This is a genomic window from Alteromonas sp. W364, assembly GCF_031846205.1.
Lineage (GTDB): Bacteria > Pseudomonadota > Gammaproteobacteria > Enterobacterales > Alteromonadaceae > Glaciecola > Glaciecola blandensis.
The window spans coordinates 296,768-318,114 of record NZ_JAVRID010000005.1 but is presented as its reverse complement, the minus strand read 5'-3'; the positions used below and the strand labels follow the sequence as shown (position 1 = coordinate 318,114).

20 protein-coding genes and 1 tRNA gene are annotated in these 21,347 nt (G+C 43.1%); 7 read left to right on the top strand and 14 right to left on the bottom strand.

Annotated features, from left to right (window positions below):
• Nucleotides 1-5: 5 nt before the first annotated feature.
• The 5 genes from RM556_RS10470 to RM556_RS10450 all read right to left on the bottom strand — a co-directional run bounded on the left by RM556_RS10470 (nucleotide 6) and on the right by RM556_RS10450 (nucleotide 4,441).
• A complete protein-coding gene (locus RM556_RS10470) occupies nucleotides 6-437 on the bottom strand; it encodes a VOC family protein (protein WP_311361303.1) in 432 nt (143 codons plus the stop codon).
• Nucleotides 438-472: 35 nt separating this feature from the next.
• Nucleotides 473-1,876, bottom strand: a complete 1,404-nt coding sequence (locus RM556_RS10465) for an aldehyde dehydrogenase family protein (RefSeq protein ID WP_311374558.1) — start codon at nucleotides 1,874-1,876, stop codon at nucleotides 473-475.
• A gap of 135 nt (nucleotides 1,877-2,011) precedes the next feature.
• Nucleotides 2,012-3,310, bottom strand: coding sequence for an adenylosuccinate synthase (locus RM556_RS10460; protein ID WP_311361363.1), 1,299 nt, complete (start codon nucleotides 3,308-3,310; stop codon nucleotides 2,012-2,014).
• A gap of 76 nt (nucleotides 3,311-3,386) precedes the next feature.
• Complete coding sequence (locus RM556_RS10455; protein ID WP_311374557.1) at nucleotides 3,387-3,581, bottom strand: DUF2065 domain-containing protein; 195 nt, start codon at nucleotides 3,579-3,581, stop codon at nucleotides 3,387-3,389.
• Complete coding sequence (locus RM556_RS10450) at nucleotides 3,581-4,441, bottom strand: co-chaperone YbbN (RefSeq protein ID WP_311361300.1); 861 nt, start codon at nucleotides 4,439-4,441, stop codon at nucleotides 3,581-3,583. Before RM556_RS10450 ends, RM556_RS10455 begins: the two co-directional genes overlap by 1 nt.
• A 179-nt stretch (nucleotides 4,442-4,620) precedes the next feature.
• Here RM556_RS10450 and RM556_RS10445 point away from each other — a divergent pair, with 179 nt between their 5' ends.
• Entirely contained in the window at nucleotides 4,621-4,932 is a 312-nt protein-coding gene (locus RM556_RS10445; RefSeq protein WP_311361299.1) for a DUF962 domain-containing protein, read from the top strand.
• On the top strand, nucleotides 4,907-6,544 hold the full coding sequence (locus RM556_RS10440) for a bifunctional metallophosphatase/5'-nucleotidase (protein ID WP_311374556.1): 1,638 nt from the start codon (nucleotides 4,907-4,909) through the stop codon (nucleotides 6,542-6,544). The genes RM556_RS10445 and RM556_RS10440 overlap by 26 nt, the downstream gene beginning before the upstream one ends.
• Nucleotides 6,545-6,607: 63 nt before the next feature.
• On the opposite strand, the gene RM556_RS10435 is transcribed toward RM556_RS10440, so the two are convergent.
• The 3 genes from RM556_RS10435 to RM556_RS10425 form a co-directional block, all read right to left on the bottom strand.
• Entirely contained in the window at nucleotides 6,608-7,693 is a 1,086-nt protein-coding gene (locus RM556_RS10435; RefSeq protein WP_311361297.1) for a PQQ-dependent sugar dehydrogenase, read from the bottom strand.
• A gap of 78 nt (nucleotides 7,694-7,771) precedes the next feature.
• Entirely contained in the window at nucleotides 7,772-8,239 is a 468-nt protein-coding gene (locus tag RM556_RS10430) for a Dps family protein (protein WP_311361296.1), read from the bottom strand.
• A 19-nt stretch (nucleotides 8,240-8,258) separates the two neighbouring features.
• On the bottom strand, nucleotides 8,259-8,729 hold the full coding sequence (locus tag RM556_RS10425; RefSeq protein WP_311361295.1) for a copper chaperone PCu(A)C: 471 nt from the start codon (nucleotides 8,727-8,729) through the stop codon (nucleotides 8,259-8,261).
• Nucleotides 8,730-8,910: 181 nt separating this feature from the next.
• Between RM556_RS10425 and RM556_RS10420 the strand changes: the two genes are divergently transcribed.
• The 4 genes from RM556_RS10420 (at nucleotide 8,911) to RM556_RS10405 (ending at nucleotide 12,660) form a co-directional block, all read left to right on the top strand.
• Nucleotides 8,911-10,230, top strand: coding sequence for a mechanosensitive ion channel domain-containing protein (locus tag RM556_RS10420; protein ID WP_311374572.1), 1,320 nt, complete (start codon nucleotides 8,911-8,913; stop codon nucleotides 10,228-10,230).
• Between the two features lie 195 nt (nucleotides 10,231-10,425).
• Complete coding sequence (locus tag RM556_RS10415) at nucleotides 10,426-11,367, top strand: paraslipin (protein ID WP_311361294.1); 942 nt, start codon at nucleotides 10,426-10,428, stop codon at nucleotides 11,365-11,367.
• Between the two features lies 1 nt (nucleotide 11,368).
• Entirely contained in the window at nucleotides 11,369-11,839 is a 471-nt protein-coding gene (locus tag RM556_RS10410; protein ID WP_311374555.1) for an NfeD family protein, read from the top strand.
• A 203-nt stretch (nucleotides 11,840-12,042) separates the two neighbouring features.
• Nucleotides 12,043-12,660, top strand: a complete 618-nt coding sequence (locus RM556_RS10405) for a hypothetical protein (protein WP_311374554.1) — start codon at nucleotides 12,043-12,045, stop codon at nucleotides 12,658-12,660.
• 79 nt (nucleotides 12,661-12,739) lie between these two features.
• On the opposite strand, the gene RM556_RS10400 is transcribed toward RM556_RS10405, so the two are convergent.
• Complete coding sequence (locus tag RM556_RS10400; RefSeq protein ID WP_311374553.1) at nucleotides 12,740-14,299, bottom strand: leucyl aminopeptidase family protein; 1,560 nt, start codon at nucleotides 14,297-14,299, stop codon at nucleotides 12,740-12,742.
• Between the two features lie 245 nt (nucleotides 14,300-14,544).
• On the opposite strand from RM556_RS10400, the gene RM556_RS10395 reads away from it, so the two are divergent.
• On the top strand, nucleotides 14,545-17,013 hold the full coding sequence (locus RM556_RS10395) for a patatin-like phospholipase family protein (RefSeq protein ID WP_311374552.1): 2,469 nt from the start codon (nucleotides 14,545-14,547) through the stop codon (nucleotides 17,011-17,013).
• Nucleotides 17,014-17,046: 33 nt separating this feature from the next.
• Here the strand turns inward: RM556_RS10395 and rhlP are convergent, their stop codons facing one another.
• The 5 genes from rhlP to RM556_RS10370 all read right to left on the bottom strand — a co-directional run bounded on the left by rhlP (nucleotide 17,047) and on the right by RM556_RS10370 (nucleotide 21,209).
• Nucleotides 17,047-17,901 carry a rhombotarget lipoprotein gene (rhlP, locus tag RM556_RS10390; protein ID WP_311361289.1) on the bottom strand — a complete coding sequence of 285 codons (855 nt, stop codon included), beginning with the start codon at nucleotides 17,899-17,901 and terminating at the stop codon, nucleotides 17,047-17,049.
• Between the two features lie 185 nt (nucleotides 17,902-18,086).
• Nucleotides 18,087-18,162: transfer RNA gene (locus RM556_RS10385), tRNA-Thr, on the bottom strand.
• A gap of 76 nt (nucleotides 18,163-18,238) precedes the next feature.
• Nucleotides 18,239-19,384, bottom strand: a complete 1,146-nt coding sequence (locus RM556_RS10380; RefSeq protein WP_311361288.1) for a 5-(carboxyamino)imidazole ribonucleotide synthase — start codon at nucleotides 19,382-19,384, stop codon at nucleotides 18,239-18,241.
• Nucleotides 19,381-19,872 carry a 5-(carboxyamino)imidazole ribonucleotide mutase gene (purE, locus tag RM556_RS10375; protein ID WP_311361287.1) on the bottom strand — a complete coding sequence of 164 codons (492 nt, stop codon included), beginning with the start codon at nucleotides 19,870-19,872 and terminating at the stop codon, nucleotides 19,381-19,383. Before purE ends, RM556_RS10380 begins: the two co-directional genes overlap by 4 nt.
• 119 nt (nucleotides 19,873-19,991) lie before the next feature.
• Nucleotides 19,992-21,209, bottom strand: a complete 1,218-nt coding sequence (locus tag RM556_RS10370) for a M20 family metallopeptidase (RefSeq protein ID WP_409220080.1) — start codon at nucleotides 21,207-21,209, stop codon at nucleotides 19,992-19,994.
• Nucleotides 21,210-21,347 lie beyond the last annotated feature (138 nt).

Sequence of the window (21,347 nt, the reverse complement as noted above, 5' to 3'; positions counted from 1 at the left end):
TATTGTTATGTAGCGAATACTTGGGATTGATCTGCAAAACCCTTAAATTCGAGAGCGTTCCCCGCAGGGTCAAGCAAAAAGAAAGTGCCCTGTTCACCGGTCTTTCCCTTGAAGCGAATATAAGGCTCAATAATAAAAGCTTGTTGCTCTTCAATTAAACGGTCTGCAAGCAACTGCCATTCAGGCATATCTAAAATAACACCGAAGTGAGGTACTGGAACGTTCTTATCGTCGACAGAATTTGGCTTGGGTCTTGAAGGCATCTCAGCGACTAGGTGAGTCACTAGCTGATGCCCAAAAAAATTCCAATCGATCCACTGCTCGCTACTTCGACCTTTCTGACAAGATAAAAGCTTGCCATAAAAAGCTTCTGCTTCAGCAAGATCAGTCACTGGAATGGCGAGATGAAATGCTGGCATCGTGTTTCTTTCTGACATTATTGTGGATCCTCTTTGCTAATTTTACCGTCTACCTATGACAACTTCTTAAGTAACATCAATTTTAGTTTACTGAACGGCGCGTACCGAATAGCAGCATCAAACTTGAAGCTCCTTTTCATCACGGCCTTTTGATGACTGAATGTGTCGAATCCCGATTTACCATGATAATTGCCCATACCACTAGTACCGACACCGCCAAACGGCAATTCATGGTTGACTAAGAATATATTCGTGTCGTTGATGCAAATTGAACCTGCACTGATTTCTTCAACAACCATGCTTTCAAATTCTTTATTTGAGGTAAACGCGTAACACGCTAAGGGTTTTGGGCGCGCTCGCACAAAGTCAATCATACTTTGCTTTGACTTGAACGTTAAAATTGGGAGGATGGGACCAAATATTTCTTCTTGCATAATCAGGTCATCAAGTTTTGGTTGCACAACAACAGTTGGCTCTATGAAACGCTCGTCAACATCGTGTTTGCCACCATGAATGATATTCAGACCTTCTAGGTAGTTAATCAAACGAGCGCAATGCCTTTGATTAATAACACGACCATAATCCTTATTACTTTGTGGTTCTTTGGAGTACTGTTTCTTGATTTCAGCAATTAACTTTTGTGTAAAGTCTGCCAAATACTTTTCTTCTATGAGCACATAATCAGGCGCAACACAGGTTTGCCCAACATTCATCCATTTGCCCCAAACGATGCGGCGAACTGTTATATCTAAGTTTGTCTCACCGTCGACGATACACGGGCTTTTGCCACCTAGCTCTAATGTAACGGGAGCTAGATGCTTAGCAGCAGCGGTCATCACAATGCGTCCAACATGCTCACCGCCGGTATAGAAATATTTATCAAAAGGCATCGCCAATAACTCTGTAGTTTCATCTTTACCGCCCTCTTGCACTCTTATTGCTGCATTATCGAGATAAAGAGGGATAAGCTTGGCTAGAAGTTCAGAGCTAGCAGGCGCTAGTTCGGAAGGCTTTATTACTGCGCAGTTGCCAGCGGCGATCGCTGCGATTAGCGGTGTTAGTACAAGTTGAACGGGATAATTCCAAGCACCAATAATCAGAGCCACACCTAATGGCTCACTTTGGATCATGCTCTTACCTGGCCACGCAACCAAAGGCGTGCCTACTTTATTAGGTTTCATCCACGACTTGAGGCGTTTTATATTGTCATCTACATCAGTAATAGAATACCCAATTTCGGTCAACCAAGCTTCGGATTCACTTTTCGCTAGGTCTTGATTCAACGCTTTAGCAATGTCTTTGCTTTTCTCTTCTAGTAAGCGCTTTAAAGCCTGCAACTGCTCTATGCGCCACTTATATGTTTTTGTTCGCCCAGTGGAAAAAGTACGCTTTAATTCGTCAATACTCATTACTGCGTGGTTGGTACTTTCTGGTAAATCTAAGGTTGCGTCAGGCATTCCATTACTCATTAATTATGCGAATACTGACATCCTAGCAAAGGCGTACCATAAGGCAAATAGTAGGGGAAACAAAAAGCCGACGGATTCTCGCGAAAACGTCGGCTTTTCTTAACACTTAAGTTATTTTATTGCTTATTCCGCGTAAGGGTTACGAAGCACCATTGTATCTGCGCGGTCAGGTCCTGTAGATATAATATCGATAGGAACACCGGTCAACTCTTCCAAACGCTTGATATAATTCTTAGCAGCCTGTGGTAAGTCATCGTAGACAGTCACGCCATAAGTATTGTCAGTCCAACCAGGCATTTCTTCATAAACTGGTGTAACTAAATCATACCCTTCAGCAGCTAGTGGTGGAATAGTGCTCACCTTACCCGCTTTATCTTCATAGCCAACGCAAATGCTCAAGGTTTTCAAACCGTCAAGAACATCAAGCTTAGTTAGGCAAAAGCCTGTAATTGAGTTTAATTGTACCGCGCGACGCATTGCTACCGCATCAAACCAACCTGTACGGCGTTTACGGCCTGTAGTTGCGCCAAACTCATGGCCTTTAACCCCAAGGTGTTGGCCTACTTCGCAGTCTAACTCAGTAGGGAAAGGACCAGAACCTACACGTGTTGTATAAGCTTTGACGATACCCAATACATAATCAATATTAAGCGGGCCAAAACCAGCACCAGTTGCAACACCACCAACAGTAGTATTAGAGGAAGTTACGTAGGGATATGTGCCATGGTCAATATCTAGCAATGTGCCCTGCGCCCCTTCAAACATGATGGATTGCTTGTTCTTGCGAGCAGTTTCAAGCAGGTCTGTTACATCAACAACCATCGACTTCAATAAGTCAGCAACAGATAAGGCTTGTTGTAATACTTCATCATAGTCAACGGCTACTTCTTTGTAGTATTCGGTGAGCATGAAGTTGTGGTAGCTAAGGACTTCTTTCAGTTTTACTGCGAAATCTTCCGGATTGAATAAGTCACCAACGCGCAAACCTCGACGAGAAACTTTATCTTCATAAGCTGGACCAATACCGCGGCCGGTAGTGCCAATTGCTTTGTTACCACGAGCTTTCTCGCGAGCAACGTCCAACGCTATGTGGAAAGGTAAAATAAGCGGGCACGCTTCACTGATAACAAGACGCTCCTTAACAGGAACACCTTTCTCTTCCAGCATCGCCATTTCTTTTAACAAAGCTTCAGGGCTCAGCACTACGCCATTGCCGATAACGCACTTTACGTTTTCACGCAGTACGCCAGAGGGGATGAGATGAAGAACGGTTTTTTCGCCGTCTATAACGAGAGTATGCCCCGCATTGTGACCACCTTGATAGCGAACCACAAAAGAAGCTTGTTCAGTTAGAAGATCAACGACCTTACCCTTTCCTTCGTCACCCCATTGGGTTCCGAGTACAACAACATTTTTAGCCATGGAAGATTTTTGCATCAGAAAATTAGGCCGCGATTTTAGCAAAATTCAGAGCAAAAAATCACCCCATATTTTGTTTTTATATGCGGTTTATTAAGAAATATGCGCTAACGGCACCAATTACAACCATTACACCGCCGATTCTACGTAATGATTCAGAGGGTTGCAGCGCCATCTGCATTAAAAATTGCTTCCATTTATCGGGAATGAGTAAAGGCATCAAACCCTCGATAATGAAAACAATACAAATGGCGAGTAGAAATGCTTCGCCCATTAATACAATAAGCTATAGATTTTACGGCGATATTGAGACTTCAAGGCATCCCCATCTGGCAGCGCATTAATAATGTCTAAGGTGAATTTTTTAGCTTCACCAAAATTCAGATCTTTTTGAAGCACGCTCAATAGTAGTGCTAGCGCTTCGTCGTTTTTATGTGCTTGATGCAACTGAACAGACAACTTTACCTTAATCTCCAAATTCTCAGGGTCGGCTTCCAGCGCAGCTTGCAATTCTTTTATTTCGGGTGATTCAGACGCTTGCTCAGCTAATTCAACCTTCCCAACGATTGCGTGATAACGGGCATCTTGGTCTACCATTGTCACCGCTTCTAATAGCTTCTTGGCAAGCGCCGGCTGACCCACTTCTACATAGCAATCGGCCATCGTTAAGCGAATATCAATACGCTCATTATTCGCCTCAAAGGCTTGTTTAGCAAACGTGAAGGCCTCATGGTAATTACCAAGCTCAATGCATGCTAACGCTGACTGCAAGAAACCATCTTCAGGTTTGGGTAGGTGCTTTTCAATAACTTCCCTAACCTGCGCTTCAGTTTGTGGGCCGGCAAAACCATCCAAGGGTTGGCCGTCTTTGACTAAAATGACAGTCGGTAAACCACGTACTCCAAATTGGCCTGCGATTTCTTGTTGTTCGTCACAGTTCACTCTAGCAAACAGCAAATTGTCGTTGTACTCACTCGCTATACTTTGAAGAATCGGTGTTAATTCACCACAGGGTTCGCTCCACGGAGCCCAAAACTGAACCATAATTGTCTTCAATTTCGACTCTTCCAAAATAATTTGCTGGAAGTTTTCTAAGGTGATGTCTACATGGTTTGTATTTGGCTCGGGTAGCATTTATTTCATCTCGTTCATATATGTTTGGAATGATGTGAGCTTTGGATTATCCGCTCATGGAATAAAATATATTGGGCTGTTACACGCAATTACAAGCTCTGGCCCAATAATAATAGATAGGATTGTAGTCCATAAAATTTATGATAACATCATACTCCAGCTACTCGCGAGGCAAGTCCATGGAAAAAAAATACACCAGTTTTAGTGAGTTTTATCCTTACTACCTATCAGAACATGAAAACACTACCTGCCGGCTACTACATTTTATAGGTAGTTGGTTAGTACTTGCTGTTATCGCGTATGTTATCCTTACTGGCGCTTTAGTGTTCCTGTGGCTAATTCCCCTTATCGGTTATGGCTTTGCTTGGGTCGGCCACTTTTTCTATGAACATAATAAGCCAGCGACCTTCAAGTACCCCTTTTACAGCCTAATGGGCGATTGGGTAATGTTTAAGGATATTCTCATTGGTAAAATCTCTATCCGGGCTTAGTCGCCCAAAGGTAAGTAAACGTGCAGTTCAAAACCTCGGGTTTGCCATCGCTTGCCTAAGCTTAAGTGCATGCTGCGCTTTACCTACATCATCTTCAGTAAACAACCTGCACAATACTGACCAAGACATAGTTAAGGTTAAGGTCTTAGGAATTAATGACTTTCACGGCCAAGTTTTACCCAAAGGCCAAGATGGAGGTATGCAGAAGTTGGCGCTGCACCTACTCAAGGCCATTGAAATAGGTAACCAGCCAACATTTGTACTCCATGCAGGCGATCATGTCGGAGCAAGCCCAGCAGAATCGGCATTGCTGCAAGACGAGCCTTCCATTGCCTTTTTAAATTACCTACAAGACTACTGCAAGCTAAGTCATACACCTTCATGTGAAATAATTGGTACCGCGGGAAATCACGAGTTTGATGAAGGGAGCGCTGAAATGCTTCGTTTACTGCAAGGTGGAAACCATAATAAAGGCCCTTTTATGCAGAATAAATGGCCAGGCGCAAACTACAAAACCCTGAGTGCGAATGTAATAGACCTTGAGTCAAAATCCACCTTGCTACCTCCCTATGTTATCCATAATATCGCCGGTATCGATATTGGTTTTATAGGTTTGACACTCGATTCAACACCTGAACTTCTCATTCCTGGCTCAGTAGACGATTTACGTTTTGAAAACCAAGCTGAGGTTGCCCAACACTATGTTAAAGCCCTACAAGAGAAAGGGATAGAAAGCATCTTCATCATTATTCATGATGGTACGACTGAAGAGTATTATGAAGGTCAAACTCGCTCGAACAATCAGATCCCAGAGACGAGTCCTTTTATGGGGTTTCTCAAAAGCCTACCGGATGCCGTTGATCTTGTTATTACCGGGCATTCGCATCGTTTTACTAACGCCTATGTGAGTAATACTAACGGGCATACTTTCCTTGTCACTCAAGCATTCTCGAGCGGACGTGCTTATGCCGATATCGATGTAGCAATTAGTCGCAAAAGCAATGATGTCGTCTCCACTTCTGCTAATGTGCTTCTCACCAATAGCGAAAACTCGTATGCATTGAGCGAATCAGCGCGTCAGACATTAAAGCAGATTGACAGCATTGCTGAACAGGCTACTGCTTTTGCAAAGCAGTACACTCAGAGAGTCGTAAACACTTACGAGGCAAAAACCAACGATATATCACTGGGCGAATTTATTGCGAATAGCCATCAGTATGTATTGAAAACCGATATGGCTGTGATGAATAACGGTGGTGTTAGAGCGCAGCTAGAGCCAGGAGCAATTACTTGGGGTCAACTTTTCGCTGTTCAGCCATTTGGGAACCAGATCCTTGTGCGAAAATTTTCGGGTGAACAACTAATGGAAACAATCACCACAAGACACCATTGGAGTAGTGATGTTTCTATTGGTACAGAGCAGATACTATGGCGGGGAAAAGCCCTTGACAGAAATGCAAGCTATACTGTTGCAGGCAATGCCTACATTATGAATAGCGAACTATTTTCAGAAGGCGAATTGATCAGTATCGAGGGCTTAGATATTGACGCGACAGAGCACTACATGCGCGCTCTTCCTACCCCTTTCAACTTGAGTGACACCCCCGAATAAATGGCGTTCGTATTATTCTTGGGGGTATTCACATTACTCCTGGGACAGCTGTAGCCTAAGAGACTACTTCTTCGTTAAACGAAGCACCTTTCCGTTGGTGCTGTCAGTCAGAACGTATAAGCTCCCATCTGGCGCTTGTTTAACGTCGCGGATACGTTCATTCAAGTCTTTCAGCAATGGTTCTTGGCTCGTCACCTTGTCGCCATCTAACACGATACGGTTTAAGTAGCGGAACTTTAAAGAACCTACAAATAGATTTCCTTTCCATTCGGGAAATACATCACCAGTGTAAAAGTCCATACCACTAGGTGCAATTGACGGATCCCAGTAAGTCAATGGCTGACGCATACCAGGCATCTCAGTTTTATCGGTAATAATCGAGCCGTTATAATTCACACCGTAAGTAATGGTTGGCCAACCGTAATTGTCCCCTTTACTTAGTATGTTTATTTCATCACCGCCTTTAGGGCCATGCTCGTGAGTCCACACAGAGCCATTTGAGGGATTTACCGTCATACCCTGAACATTGCGATGTCCGTAGCTATATACTTCGGGGGCTTGACCTCCAAAAAATGGATTGTCGCTCGGTACTGAACCATCATCTTTCACTCTCACCACAACACCAAAATGGTTGTTTGGATTTTGAGATTCTTCTTTTTTAGAACCACGGTCGCCCAGTGAAACAAACAAGTTTTTATCCGCATCAAAAACAAGTCTGCAACCGAAGTGATGAGCGCTATCTATTTTTGGCTCAGCTACAAAAATTTCTTTCACTTCAGTTAAGGTGTTCCCGACAAGCTTGCCACGATGCACTTCGCTTCCGCGTACATTGCCATCAGCTACAGATAAGCAAACATAAACTAACTGATTATTGTCAAAATCTGGGTGCAAGGCCACACCTAACATACCGCCTTGACCAACTACAGCAGCTTCAGGTAAACCAGTGATTGGCTCGCTAAGTTCACCCGAAGCAGTCAGCATTCTTAAACCACCTGCCCTCTCAGTAACCAAAGCATCACCGTTTTTCATAAAGGTGATCCCCCACGGGTTTTTTAAGCCCGTGGCCACTTCTTCAACGTTTATTTCCGTTGCAACCGCACTCATGGCGAATGAAAAACCCAAAGCACTTATCATTAGTTGTTTTAACATACCGAATTCCATTATTGTTTCAGTTATTTTATGCTTACTCTTACGGGATAGTAGGCGATTTGTATCATGTCGCTGATGCTATAGGGTTGCGCGCAACATCCATGCTGTTTTTTCATGAATTCGCATACGGTCGCCTATCAAAGATGCACTTGATTCATCTTCTGCTTCTTGAGCGATTTTCAAGGCCTCTCGGCTAGTTCTCACGACAGTCTCATGCGCTTGCATTAAAATAGAAACCATCTCTTTCGCTTCAGGGACGCCATCCACCTCTTTAACACTGCTAAGTTCAGCAAAAGCGCGGTATGTGCCTGGTGCAACGCACCCGAGAGTACGAATACGCTCTGCAATTTCATCGACCGCTGCGGCTAGTTCAGTGTAGTGCTCTTCAAACATGAGATGTAACTCTCGAAATTGCGGACCCGTCACGTTCCAATGAAAGTTATGCGTTTGTAAATATAGCGTGTATGAATCTGCCAGCAAACGGCTCAGCGAGGCAGCAATCTGCTCTCTGTTGTCTTTACTAATACCAATATCTATTTGACTCATGATTTCTCCATATTTTTGTTTAACGAGCGTCTTTAATCTCAACCGACACTCTCATTATTTTATTATTCTCAAACACTAAGGTGAGAACAAAAGTATCGGAAGCACGCAAAGGCTCTTTGAGCCCCATTAACATTATATGCTTGCCACCCGGCTGAAATTCAAGGTTTGTGCCCGCAGGAATTTTAATACCTGACTCTAATTCACGCATTTGCATCATCTCATCTTCCATCACAGTTTCATGCAATTGCGCTTCTGCAGCAACCGAGCTATCAACTCTCACTGACAATAATGTAATATCGGATTGGCTGGCGTTATCAATTCTCAAATAAACGGCGCCTGTTTTCGCCAAGGCGAATGTTGCTCGAGCCCAGACATTTTCAATACTTACCTTTCCCTTTGCCTTTTTGTGCTCGTGGGCATTGGCGAATTGCGGAACCGCAAATAAAGAGAAAATCAAGGTAATGAAAAACAATTTTTGACTAATGCGCATATGCCGCTCCTACCATCAATTTAATATTGCTGAGCTAAAAACCGGCTCAACTTCCATGCAAAAACTTTACGAAGTGTTAGTGTAGTGAATAACACAATGATTTGGCAATAAATCATGTATTCAATACTGAATAAATAAAGTAGATTACGCTAAAACGAACAATGAGAATAATAAACTTGTGATGAACATCGAAAACATTAATAAAACATTGGAAGAATGGTCTAATCATGCGACCGCTGCAATGCAAGATACAGCAACGTATATTCAAGTTGGTGCTGTGTTTGGCATCTATTTGTTTTCGTTTTGGTTGATTGGTTTTGTCCGCGCCAAAATTCCTGCACTTGCAACTCGACCTCAAGAATCGGCTCATCCAATAAACAAGCTGATATACAAACTCGGTACTATTATGGCGCCATTGTTGGCTCTGTTGCTAGTAAAGGTATTAGATGAAGTTGCCATAGCTTTAGTACTTCCTCACTGGCTAATTCAAACAACCTTAGCGATTGCAATACTGATATTTTTTCATTCCGTGATACGGGAATTCGTTTTACACCCCTTGCCCGCACGACTGTTTCGTTGGATTGGTCTGCCTTTGCTATTTTTGCATATCGTAGGGCTACTCAGCGGCTTTGTGGAAATACTCACTAGTATTTCTATGAGTGTTGGTAACGTGAATATTTCCGCCTATGGCATATTTAGAGTATTGATATTTGGTGCGTTTTTGTTTTGGTTGGGCCGCGTTTCCAACTCATTTGGCAAAGCTGTTATCAAGAAGCAAGCCTCACTGGATGTTCCTACTAAAGAAATCTTCTCTAAATTATTCGAAGTCGTCTTGTTCTGTATCATTGTCTTACTACTACTGAATGTCATGGGAATTAACCTGACTACCTTGGCAGTATTCGGCGGCGCTCTTGGTGTCGGCATTGGTTTGGGCTTGCAATCGATTGCGTCGAACTTCATTTCAGGCATCATTATTTTACTCGATCGCTCACTCACCATAGGTGATTACGTTGAATTAGAAACCGGACAAACAGGCTTTGTTCGCGAATTTCGAATGCGATACACCGTATTGGAAACCTATGATGGCAAAGATATCTTAGTCCCGAACGAAACATTCATTTCGAACCTGTTAATTAACTGGTCGCACAAAGATCCCAAGCAGCGCTATCGAGTAGATTTCTCCGTACCTTATGCTACAAATATTCGGGAAATGGTTGAATTCATTAAAGTGGCTGTTGCTGAGCACCCGAAAGTATTGAGTGGAGATGACTTACCATTTGAAGAACAACCAGATTGTGAAATTGATAGTTTTGGTGACTCTGGCGTCAATATGTTTGTTGAGTTTTGGATGGAAGGTATTGACGACGGAAAAAATCGTGTAGGCGGAGACTTACTTTTAACCATCTTTGAAACCTTGAAAGAAAATGGTATTGAAATTCCATTCCCTCAAAGAGAAGTACGCATTTTAAACCCTGAAAGTACCGGTTTACATAAGTCATAATAGGGTGAAACACGGCGGTAATTGAGGAGCCTATTTTATTAGCTCGCCGCCTATATCTCCCATCAAGCCTGACTATCACAATTGAGAAGGTAGATTTAGCAAGGACGAAAGCTAGTGCAAATCAAAACCTTTTATGCTATTATTCACTATTGTTATACCAAAAAGTAATATAAATACAACATAAGGAAGTCGTATATGGAAATGTTATTTGATTATATTTTGACTGTTGAAGTCGCGATCATTGTCCTCGTTTTGGTGCTGTTAAAAAGCAGTATTAAGTTTGTTCCCCAAAACCGTGCCTATGTCATAGAGCGTTTCGGTAAGTTTCAATCAACCAAAGAAGCTGGTTTGAACTTTATTATGCCATTTATCGATCGTGTATCTGCTGACCGCTCTCTAAAAGAACAAGCCGTAGATGTGCAAGAGCAAAGCGCAATCACAAAAGACAATATTTCACTCATGGTAGACGGCGTTTTATATTTCCGTGTGATGGATCCATACAAAGCCACTTATGGCGTAGAAGACTACGTATTTGCTGTTACTCAGTTAGCGCAAACTACGATGCGTTCTGAGCTAGGTAAAATGGAACTGGATAAAACTTTTGAAGAACGTGATGTCTTGAATTTAAATATCGTAACAGCAATAAACCAAGCATCTGGACCTTGGGGAATACAGGTCATGCGTTATGAAATTAAAGACATTATTCCACCAGGTTCAATAATGGAAGCGATGGAAGCTCAGATGAAAGCAGAGCGAGTTAAACGTGCTCAAATCCTAGAATCTGAAGGTGATAGACAAGCTGCCATCAACCGTGCGGAAGGTGAAAAAGCCTCAGTAGTACTCGCGGCGGAAGCTGAAAAGTCTGAGCAAATTTTAAGAGCGCAAGGTGAAGCATCTGCGATAGTAGCTGTTGCAGAAGCCCAGGCCGAAGCTCTGAATAAGGTCGGTGAGGCAGCGAATACAGAAGCGGGCCAAAAAGCGATACAGCTCGACCTGGCAACCAAAGCAATTGAAGCTAAGCAAGCCATTGCAAAAGAATCTAGCGTCGTGTTGCTACCCGATTCTGGTACAGAAGCTGCCTCTATCGTCGCTCAAGCTACCAGCATCATTAGCAGCTTAACTGGTAAAGGGGCTTAATATGGAATGGTTTGCTAACAACTTAATTGAATCGATTCTGATCATTGGTGTGGTGCTATTAATCATTGAAATTGTTGTCTTGGGTTTTAGCACGTTTTTCTTATTCTTTACGGGCTTAGCGGCCATAATGACAGCCTTAATCATATGGTTAGGCTTAATTCCTGAAACGTTCTTATCTACATTGATTTCAGTTTCAGCTTTCACTTTGGTCTTCGCATTGGCACTTTGGAAGAAACTCTCCGCACTTCAGAATAAAACCGATACCAAACGGGCTAAATCTGACTTGATAGGTCATTCTTTTGTGCTCCCTGCAGATATTGTAGTCGCGCTGCCGTTGGCTGAAAAGCCGAGTTATCAATACTCTGGCATAAACTGGCAATTGAACGCACTGGAAGACTTGAACAAAGGTACTATGGTCGAAGTTATCCAAGCGGATGTCGGAAGCTTGTTAGTTAAAGCGAAAGTGCCGTAAAACAAGTGACATATCGGTAACACTGTAAAAGGGCTCTGTTGAGCCTTTTTATTGTCGACTTATACGAGAAATATATATTCTCGAGTGTCAAAGAAATTTACAACACAATTAGAAAAAAACATATTACCATTTAAAATCAACACCTTATGAAATGGCATAATTCTAGCTTATTGGTGTTTTTAACTCATTAAGTAGTACCTTCGATGAAAAATTTTATCAAAGTGTTTGTGATTACAAGCGGACTGTTATTAACGGGTCTTTCTCAAGCTGCAATTATTACCTTCAATGATCGCGCTGCCTTTGAAACCTATGTAGGTGCATCAACAACCGATGACTTAAATACGAATTTAAGTGGTTCCGGTCTTGATCTGAGCAACGCTGATTATTCTTGGACGATGAGCGATTATGCTTGTACTGACAGTGCAGGTTGCAATTTGTATGGTTCCGGCAACCCATTCGTTAGTGGTAGTAATGATTGGGTGTGGACCTACGGCTCTGGGAGCTTTAATTTCAATTTTAACGTTACGGCTTTCGGACTCGACTATGCCAACCCGTTTAACACAACGGATGGCTCTGTTGGTTTAAATGGGTTTAACAGTGGAACAAACACCAATGGCTCTTTTTTTGGTATTGCTACTGACGACAATACGTTTTTGGGTTCATCAATAAGTTATACTCAATTTACCCAATTTCAGGCATTCGATAATGTTATTTATTCTTCCAATCCAAATGGACAATTTGAAGTAGCATCTGCGCCGGGTGTACTAGGCTTGTTCGGTATTTCACTGCTTGTAATATGCAGACTGAGAAAAGCAAAATAAACAATTCGATACATTATTAACGTATCATATAGCAAAAAAAGGGACTCAAACGAGTCCCTTTTTTATGCTTCTCACTTTTTTACTTTACCTGCTCTCTCACCAACTGGTCCATAAACCTCACGCCCCAACCTTGGCTCCCTTTTGGCGCGACATCTATATCTGAATCCAGCCAATCAACGCCAGCGATATCCAAGTGCACCCAAGGTAGGTCTTCATCTATAAAGGTCCCGACGACTGCTGCACCAATACTCGCGCCTGGGTTACCTGCTCCTGAGTTTTTAATATCAGCAATGGGGGATTTAATTTGCTCGAAATGATTTGGGTGTAAAGGTAGCGGCCAAACATGCTCACCAGAACGCTCACCCACTCCCATCATTTGAGTCGAGAGTTCAAAGTCTCTGGTAATAAGAGCTGCATACTCATCGCTAAGGGCGCGAGCGGCAGAGCCTGTTAACGTTGCAATATTCAGCAGCATTCTGGGCTTGAACTCGACCTGTGCGTAATGCACGGCATCCGCAAGGATGAGTCGTCCTTCTGCATCGGTGCTCATTATTTCAATACTGACACCTTTCATGGTTTCAAGCACGTCGCCCGGACGAATAGCATCTTGGCTAGGCATGTTCTCGGCTAACGGCATCAAACCCACAAGGTTAATCGCTTCGCCGCGCTGCGCTGCAGCATAAAGCGTACCTGCTACCGCTGCGGCACCAGACAAATCAGATTTCATTGCCCACATACCCGTATTTTGTTTTAAACTGATACCACCCGTATCAAAGGTAATCCCCTTACCGACTAACGCTATTGGCTGGTCTTTTTTGTCTGCGCCTGTATATTGAATGACAAGAAGACGAGGATCGTTAATCGATCCTTTGCCTACGCCCTCTAGCGCACCCATTCCAAGTTTTTGGATATCTCGCATATCAAGCACTTCTATTTTTACATTTCGAAGTCCTTTGAACTTTGCTTTCACTACATCTACAAAGGCCTGTGGGTACATATTCTTACCGGGCTCAGTTGCTAGATCTCTTGCTAAATGAACACCCTTAGCAACATGAGTAAGGTCATCAACAAACACTTTTCGCGCTTGTTGGGCGTCTTCAGTCACCAAGGTAATGTCAGACACACCTTCACTTTTGTCGGATAAGTATCGGTCAAAACTATAGTCTCTTAGCTGATAACCATAAGCTAAATGTGCGCTAGGTGTATCCACCGTTGCACCTAAGCCATCAAGATGAATTGTCGCATTTACTTTCTTACTTGTTGATTTAAGGGCTGCAGCTATCTTGCCCCCTAAATTCTGCAGATCCGGGCCATCCAAAAGACCATCGGGATCCTGAGTTCCTACGATTAATAAGGACTCAATGTCACCTACCATCTGCAGGTGCAAGGTATTTCCTTTTTCACTGGTAAAATCATTAAGCGCTAAAAGTTTGGTGACTCTCCCATCGGTCGATTCATCGAGCTGAGCCAACACGCCTGTTAATTTATCGGTATCTTCTAACAACACAATTTGTGTTGATTTTTGAGTGCTAGCTTGCGTTGTAAAAGAAAAACTGGCATCAGCTACGCTACTTACACTGAACGACATCAAGGATAATGCTGCTATACCCGTTGAGAGTGGTCTAAACTTGGCTTTCATATACATTCCTTTTCTATTTAATTGTGTAGAGTGTATGAGCAAACGGAGCGAATAAAAATACTGTTTATATTTCGATATATATCGATTTTTTCGATGTGTGCGTAGCATATCTAATCCACTTGATACGATCATCTTTTATTGTTTATAATTTGAGCAGCGGTTTTATGTGAGTTGTCTTAAAACTATTCGCTTTTTACAGATGACTCAAATCCGAAACTGAGTCTTCTCTTACACAAGGACGGCTCATGACAACTCTTAAACTTGGTTTTGCAATGGGAGGTGGCGTTTCTCTCGGTACCTTCAATGCTGGCGCATTATCACAAACAATTAAACTCGCAATATTGTATGGGCAAGACCGCAAGGGTGCCCTCTACGACAAGGTCGAAATTGACGTATTTTCTGGTGCGAGTGCTGGCTCAATTTCTTTGGCAATTATGCTTAGAGCCCTATCATCTAGCACTAAAGAGCAACTGCAGCAGGCAGATCGCGCCCTCAAGGATGAATTTGGTGAGGATTATACTAACCTTCCTAGCTCTACTAACAAAAAGGCAGCACTCCAAGCGGTCCAAGTAATGCAAACAATGCAAGAACAAGTTTGGGTCGAAAAAGTGAGCATGGACGCCCTACTTGACCCCATTTCAAACGAAGTTGATAACCCCCACTCCTTAAAATTTTCTGCGGGACTATTGAATAGAGCCGCATTAGAAAATATCGCCAGCGAATTACTTAAAAACACCTCCAGTATCGGCACACAGCAAAACCAAGAGGTACTTGCTGAACGAGTCTTGTTTGCCAGCTCACTCTCCAATTTAACCCCAATATTACAAGATGCTAGGCAAGAGTTCGACGCCTCGTCAGGCAGCCAGTATGTACTGGCTGACGGTATGACATCTGTCACCCACCGAGAAACTAGAATTTTTGATTTATATTTTGGAGACCAAAGCGATACTGACTATATTAACGATAAAACAAAGTACCCAGAACGGTGGACACGTTATCATCTGGGTGATCCCAAGAATAATGTTATTGGGGACATGCGTGGTGATAAAAAAGATGTATGGAAACGAATTATATCTACAGCAATAGCCTCTGGTGCATTTCCTATGGCTTTTGAACCCGTTGTACTCGAGCGTTATCAATTCGAATATGGTCCTTTGTGGCCAAAAGAGTTAGCCAATGAAGACCAATTTGACTTTACTTATATTGATGGCGGTGTGTTTAATAACGAACCAATCCGTGATGCCTTTAAGTTAGCGTCTTTTATTGATGCTCATGATGAGAGACTTGATACTGAGCGATGCATTATTTTTGTCGACCCGGCGGTAACAGACATTAAAACCAGCTTTATGGTACCCGTTCAAAAACGGTTTACTCTTACAACTCCTATCTTAGGAGACAACATCATTGGCAATATCGATGGTATCGACCTAGAAGCTAAAGCCTCTTTAGATCGACTCCTCAGTCATATTGCTACCATCGGTAATGCGATATTCATGCAAGCACGCGCGATTGAAGGTGACAAAGTCTTTGCCGTACGCAAACAGATGGAACTCAGAGATAAGATCCGTCAGAGTTTTGCCGAGCAAGCTAGCGACACTGATGTTTCAGTCTCTCTCCTATCGCTGATTTGCCAACAGCTTGATGCTGTTATGCAGAAAGATCTAAAGAATATCCTCTTACCACCAAGCGCGCTCAGTCTTTCAGCAGAAGCAAAGCGTGTGTACAGAGAGGTTCTAGCAACTTCTGAATCGCTTCCTCAGGCACTTCTGCACCCAATACTCCAGATTTCATATGCCAATATCGACAGTGACCTTGAAAAGTTACTCGACGGTGAAGTTCCCACTAGCGCCTCTTACGCTTGGTTCCTGCTGTTAAATTTCATTCAAATTGATCAAAGCATGCGATTGAGCGGAAAGTCTGATACCACTCGTTTCATTGCAATTGGTCCATTTGAGGAGCCCTCGGCACCCACTTTAAAGCAAGCCAAAAAGATCGCGCTACCGGGTGACAAGCTCATCGCTTTTGGGGGCTTTATGTATGAACGTACTCGCGCAGTCGACCTAGGAATTGGTAAGTTTTGCGCCACGAAAGCGCTTCTGGCTGCAGAGCTTATCAGCGCCGATGTGACCATTCCAGATTGTCCGAAACTTAATGCCGATGAAGAAGATGAATATCAACGAATGCTCGACAAGGGGATTAAGGCCGTCTTGAGCAGAGTGGTTGATATGGTAAGGGCTAGCAATATTCCGATCGTCAGTAATATTCCCAAGGGCGCTATAAAATGGTTGTTGGGTAAAGTCACTCAATCTGAGTCACTGGCCAATACCTACGAACTTAGAATCGAGCTACCTGAAGGAGTAAATAACCTTGAATTTGACGGGCGAGGTAAAATTCCGGGTTTAAGTGACAAAGACATCAAGCCTGTCAAACTGAATGGTAAGCTCTTCTTAATCACCTTTGCGGATTTTGATGAAACGACATCATTGTGGAATGGTCCCCACATATCGAAGCAACAGCAAATACACATAGACCAAAACGGCTTCATTGATAAAACCTATGCATCAATTAGTACGCCTGATGCTGCACTCCTCGACGAATTAGCATTGAGTGGATATAGCGTGCTCACGACAAAGTTAAAGAAACAGCGTGGGAGAACGCAAAAACTGGAGTGGCATGTTGCAAAACAGTTGACGGCGCTTTCAGACATGCTCTAGTGAGCATGTCTGTTTATGTGAAAAGTGACTATACTAGCGAATATTCTGACGTCTTCTGTAAAACGAAATAGCAAGCAAAACAAAGACTGCTGATATGGTTGTTGACCCACCACTGTAGCCCTCACGATACTCAAGCTGCACTTCTTCTGGGTTGTTCTTGATGCGTTCTTTGAACATTTTTAATTGGTCATCAAGATTCACAATCATTTCATCCGCAGCCTCATTAAAACTTTGAAGGCTATCTGCACGCAGTTCCTCATTTAAGTTAATAGGTGTCGATCTTCCTTTTACTTGACTGATGCCTGGCGCTCTAAAAAGCATCTTCTTACTGGCTATATCAAACACAACAGTATCGATCAGCGTATTAGTATCATTTTTCGAACCAGAAATGGTGTAAGCACCCACTATCGTTAAATAAGACAATGAAAGTGCACCATCATCAGTAAATTGCATCTGATCGTAAGATACGAGTGCTATCACATCGACATCATACATGGTGCCAATTTGAGACAAGTTGGTAAAGCCTCCACCTGGTGTTAAATAGGTAGTCGGAATCACCTCAATCTTCTCAACAAATTCCAATGCTCTGAAGTTATCAGCGACACGGTTCAAGATGCTCGTTTTGGTAGACTCTGGGAACTTAATAGAGTCCATGGGACCACTCCACAAATTTGCTCCGCGCTGATAACTTTGTGTGGCTGGTACAAAGGCAATACCTACTTTCAACGGTACTTTTAATCTTGGCATCGTTGGCTCAGGATGAAGCTCAACATCTTTCGGATATAAGTAGTCCATCACACTACTTTTATTATGAATTTGTTGTGTCGCGCAACCTGATAAAAACAATAATGCCGCGCAAGTGATTATTACAAAACGTTTGATGTTCACGAAAAAATCCTGTCAAAATAGATACTAGAGTGGGCAGAGTACGACCAAACGCTACGTTCAGCAAGCGCTTATATTGAAGTAGCGACATCTTTTACCGAAGGTATTATTATTTGATACTAAACCTGAGAAGCTATAGAAAAGTAATAGATCGATATGCCAGGTTTGTATTGAAAAAAGGGGGGAAGTGGTGCCGACTACCGGAGTCGAACTGGTGACCTACTGATTACAAGTCAGTTGCTCTACCAACTGAGCTAAGTCGGCACACTAGTGTTGCTCGAGCACTTACTCGAGCGACGCGTATTTTAGGGAATCACTAGCTTTTGTCAAGCAATCCTCTTTACTTAGTGTAATTTTTTAATCTATTTGCTTCAGCTTCAAGTTCTGGGAAGTGTTCGACCGGTAAGAACGCTAAAAGTTGAGCTAGCTTATTCCCTAAGTGACTGTGGGAGTCTGCCACAACATTGATATGCCCCATCTTACGCTTCGTTCTAACTTCTTTGCCATACCAGTGCAAGTGCGCACCCGCTATACCGATAAGGTCTCGGCTAAATGCTGTACAACCAATAATGTTAACCATTGCGCTAACACCGCGCACATCTACAGCACCTAAAGGCAAGCCTAAAACAGCACGGATATGCTGCTCAAACTGACTGGTATCACATCCTTGTTGCGTCCAATGGCCGGAGTTATGCACTCTTGGTGCAATCTCATTAACTAAGAGTTCTTCGCCACATTGGAATAATTCAACAGCCAGTACACCTACGTAATCCATTGCTGTTGCTAGCTTCTCGAATATTTCATTCGCTTGGCTTTGCAGCGAATCACTCAAGTCTGTGATTGGGGCAACACTCACATGCAACTGGCCTTCAAAGTGTAAGTTTTCAGCTAAGCTGAAACACGATACGTTACCTTCACTATCTCTCGCACCGACAAGTGATATCTCGCGGTCAAATTGCATCATTCTTTCAGCAATCAATGGAACTTTTACTAAGTCTAGTTTTGCAAATTCTGATTTCAATTTTTCCAGCTGATCAGCAGACTGCATTCGCCATTGGCCATAGCCGTCGTAGCCATCTCGGCTTGCTTTAAATATAACGCGCTCGCCTAAACTGGCTATCACATTATCGAGGTCAGTCACATCAGTGATAATCAAATAGGGGCAGTTCGGGATTTCATGTTTGCTTAACAATGCTTTTTCACGAACGCGATCAGCCCCAGCTAAAATAGAAGCGACGTTAGGAAATAGTTTCCCGCTTTTATCGGCATCTAATAGCAAATGTTCTGGAACATGCTCAAACTCGACAGTAATGGCGTTGGCATCTTCAATGGCATTTTGTAGTGACACACCTGTCGGCTCTTTCGACACGGGGTGCACAACAGTCTCGTTTGAGACATCAACAGCACTGACGATCACGCCTAATGGTGCTGCGGCCAAATACATCATCTGGGCTAACTGGCCAGAACCATAAACTAAGACTCTCAATCGTCTAATTCCAAAGTTTGGTTGCTCATCACCGTATCTGTTTGTTTCTGTCTAAACGTAATAATGGCGTCACGAACAGCAGGTTCTTGCAGTGCTATCACTTGCGCAGCTAGCAAGCCAGCGTTAGCAGCACCTGCTTCACCGATTGCCAAGGTGCCTACTGCAACCCCTTTTGGCATTTGGACAATAGAGAGCAAGGAGTCTAATCCGTTCAATTGACTTGAACGCACCGGACATCCGAAAACGGGTAAGTGAGTATGTGCGGCGATCATACCTGGAAGGTGAGCAGCACCACCGGCACCAGCAATAATGACTTGGACACCTTGGTCTGCTGCGGTTTCAGCAAATTCTACCAATAGGTTTGGAGTACGGTGAGCAGATACGACCTTCGCTTCGAAAGAAACACCCAACGTTTTAAGCATAATTGCTGCTTTTTGCATCGTTGGCCAATCAGATGTTGAACCCATTACAATTGCAACTTGTGCCATTTTATTTACCACTTTAAGTTAGCTTGGAACGCAAAGGGCCAATGCGACTTTTCTGCGACCATTAAAAAAGCACGATATTATACGCAATATCGTGCTTTTTTATAGCGAAAATTGCTGAATTATTTTGCGCTCTTCATATAATCCAGCGTCATGTTTGTTAAAAGCTTCACGCCTAACTTCATGCCACTATCATCCACAACAAACTCTGGTGTGTGGTGAGCCGGTGAGTCTTCTTCCGACACATCTAGTGGTTTCCCACCAACCCAAAGATACACACCCGGAACTTCCTGTTGGAAGAATGAAAAATCTTCTGCACCCGTAACCGCTTTAGAGTTAATTACATTCTCTTGTCCAGCGGTCCGTACCAACGTTGGTAAAACCTGATCCATCAAAGCATGATCATTGAATGTAATGGGATAGCTATAATCTAAAGGTAATGTCACTTCGGCTTCAGCACGCATGCTATCTGCAATACCTTTTACTTTGCGTGGGATAGCTTCATACATATGTTCTCTCGCTGCTTTATTTAGCGTGCGAATAGTTCCCACCATTGTGACTTCATTCGGAATGATATTTGAACGGTTACCACCATGGATTGAACCAATGGTGACAACAGCTGCATCGTCGATTACTTTGATTTCTCGGCTGACAACCGTTTGTAGCGCCATAATAATTTGAGCGGATGTTGTGATTGGATCAACACTCTTCCACGGATATGCGCCATGGGCTTGCTTACCTTTTACCACAATTTTAAAAGGGTCAACCGCGGCCATAATACCACCATGGCGATATCTGACCTTACCGACATCTGTATTGGCACTAATATGCAAACCAAAAATTACGTCAACATCTGGATTTTTTAAGACGCCTTCTTCAACCATCACTTCAGCGCCGCCTCTTTCACCAGAAGGTGCGCCCTCTTCAGCAGGCTGAAAAATGAACTTCACTTTACCAGTGAGCTCTCCTTTCATATCCGTTAAAATCTTCGCAGCCCCCATCAGCATAGCCATGTGAGTATCATGTCCACATGCGTGCATAACCGGTACTTCATTACCATCGAGCATACCGACGGCTGTTGATTTATAAGGCAGGTCATTTTGTTCGGGCACAGGTAGGCCATCCATATCTGCGCGTAGCGCCACTGTAGGGCCGGGCTTACCAGAATCCAATACAGCCACAACACCGGTGATTGCAACGCCTGTTGTCACCTCTAAGCCCAGACCTCTAAGGTACTTCTCTATGTACTTAGCGGTTTCAAACTCACGGTTAGATAATTCAGGGTTTTGATGTAAGTGGTGACGCCACTTAATCACTTCAGGTTCGATTTTATCTGCCATCGCAGCCACAGCGTCATGCTCATGAGCACTTGCAACACCGGATAGTGCAGTCAAAGATATTGCAGTAAATAAAGGTAGTAAGCGTTTCATATTAAAGTTTCACCTGTTGTTATTATAGTCGGCTTGTTTTTATTATTA

Bases quoted from the DNA above. Each gene is read 5' to 3' on its own strand.
- RM556_RS10445 (WP_311361299.1), top strand. From the start codon at position 4,621: ATGGAAAAAAAATACACCAGTTTTAGTGAGTTTTATCCTTACTACCTA.
- RM556_RS10370 (WP_409220080.1), bottom strand. From the start codon at position 21,209: ATGGCAGATAAAATCGAACCTGAAGTGATTAAGTGGCGTCACCACTTA.
- RM556_RS10455 (WP_311374557.1), bottom strand. From the start codon at position 3,581: ATGGGCGAAGCATTTCTACTCGCCATTTGTATTGTTTTCATTATCGAG.
- RM556_RS10435 (WP_311361297.1), bottom strand. From the start codon at position 7,693: ATGTTAAAACAACTAATGATAAGTGCTTTGGGTTTTTCATTCGCCATG.
- RM556_RS10425 (WP_311361295.1), bottom strand. From the start codon at position 8,729: ATGCGCATTAGTCAAAAATTGTTTTTCATTACCTTGATTTTCTCTTTA.
- RM556_RS10405 (WP_311374554.1), top strand. From the start codon at position 12,043: ATGAAAAATTTTATCAAAGTGTTTGTGATTACAAGCGGACTGTTATTA.
- RM556_RS10410 (WP_311374555.1), top strand. From the start codon at position 11,369: ATGGAATGGTTTGCTAACAACTTAATTGAATCGATTCTGATCATTGGT.
- RM556_RS10400 (WP_311374553.1), bottom strand. From the start codon at position 14,299: ATGAAAGCCAAGTTTAGACCACTCTCAACGGGTATAGCAGCATTATCC.
- RM556_RS10460 (WP_311361363.1), bottom strand. From the start codon at position 3,310: ATGGCTAAAAATGTTGTTGTACTCGGAACCCAATGGGGTGACGAAGGA.
- RM556_RS10465 (WP_311374558.1), bottom strand. From the start codon at position 1,876: ATGCCTGACGCAACCTTAGATTTACCAGAAAGTACCAACCACGCAGTA.
- RM556_RS10415 (WP_311361294.1), top strand. From the start codon at position 10,426: ATGGAAATGTTATTTGATTATATTTTGACTGTTGAAGTCGCGATCATT.
- RM556_RS10395 (WP_311374552.1), top strand. From the start codon at position 14,545: ATGACAACTCTTAAACTTGGTTTTGCAATGGGAGGTGGCGTTTCTCTC.
- RM556_RS10470 (WP_311361303.1), bottom strand. From the start codon at position 437: ATGTCAGAAAGAAACACGATGCCAGCATTTCATCTCGCCATTCCAGTG.
- RM556_RS10420 (WP_311374572.1), top strand. From the start codon at position 8,911: ATGAACATCGAAAACATTAATAAAACATTGGAAGAATGGTCTAATCAT.
- purE (WP_311361287.1), bottom strand. From the start codon at position 19,872: ATGGCACAAGTTGCAATTGTAATGGGTTCAACATCTGATTGGCCAACG.
- RM556_RS10450 (WP_311361300.1), bottom strand. From the start codon at position 4,441: ATGCTACCCGAGCCAAATACAAACCATGTAGACATCACCTTAGAAAAC.
- RM556_RS10430 (WP_311361296.1), bottom strand. From the start codon at position 8,239: ATGAGTCAAATAGATATTGGTATTAGTAAAGACAACAGAGAGCAGATT.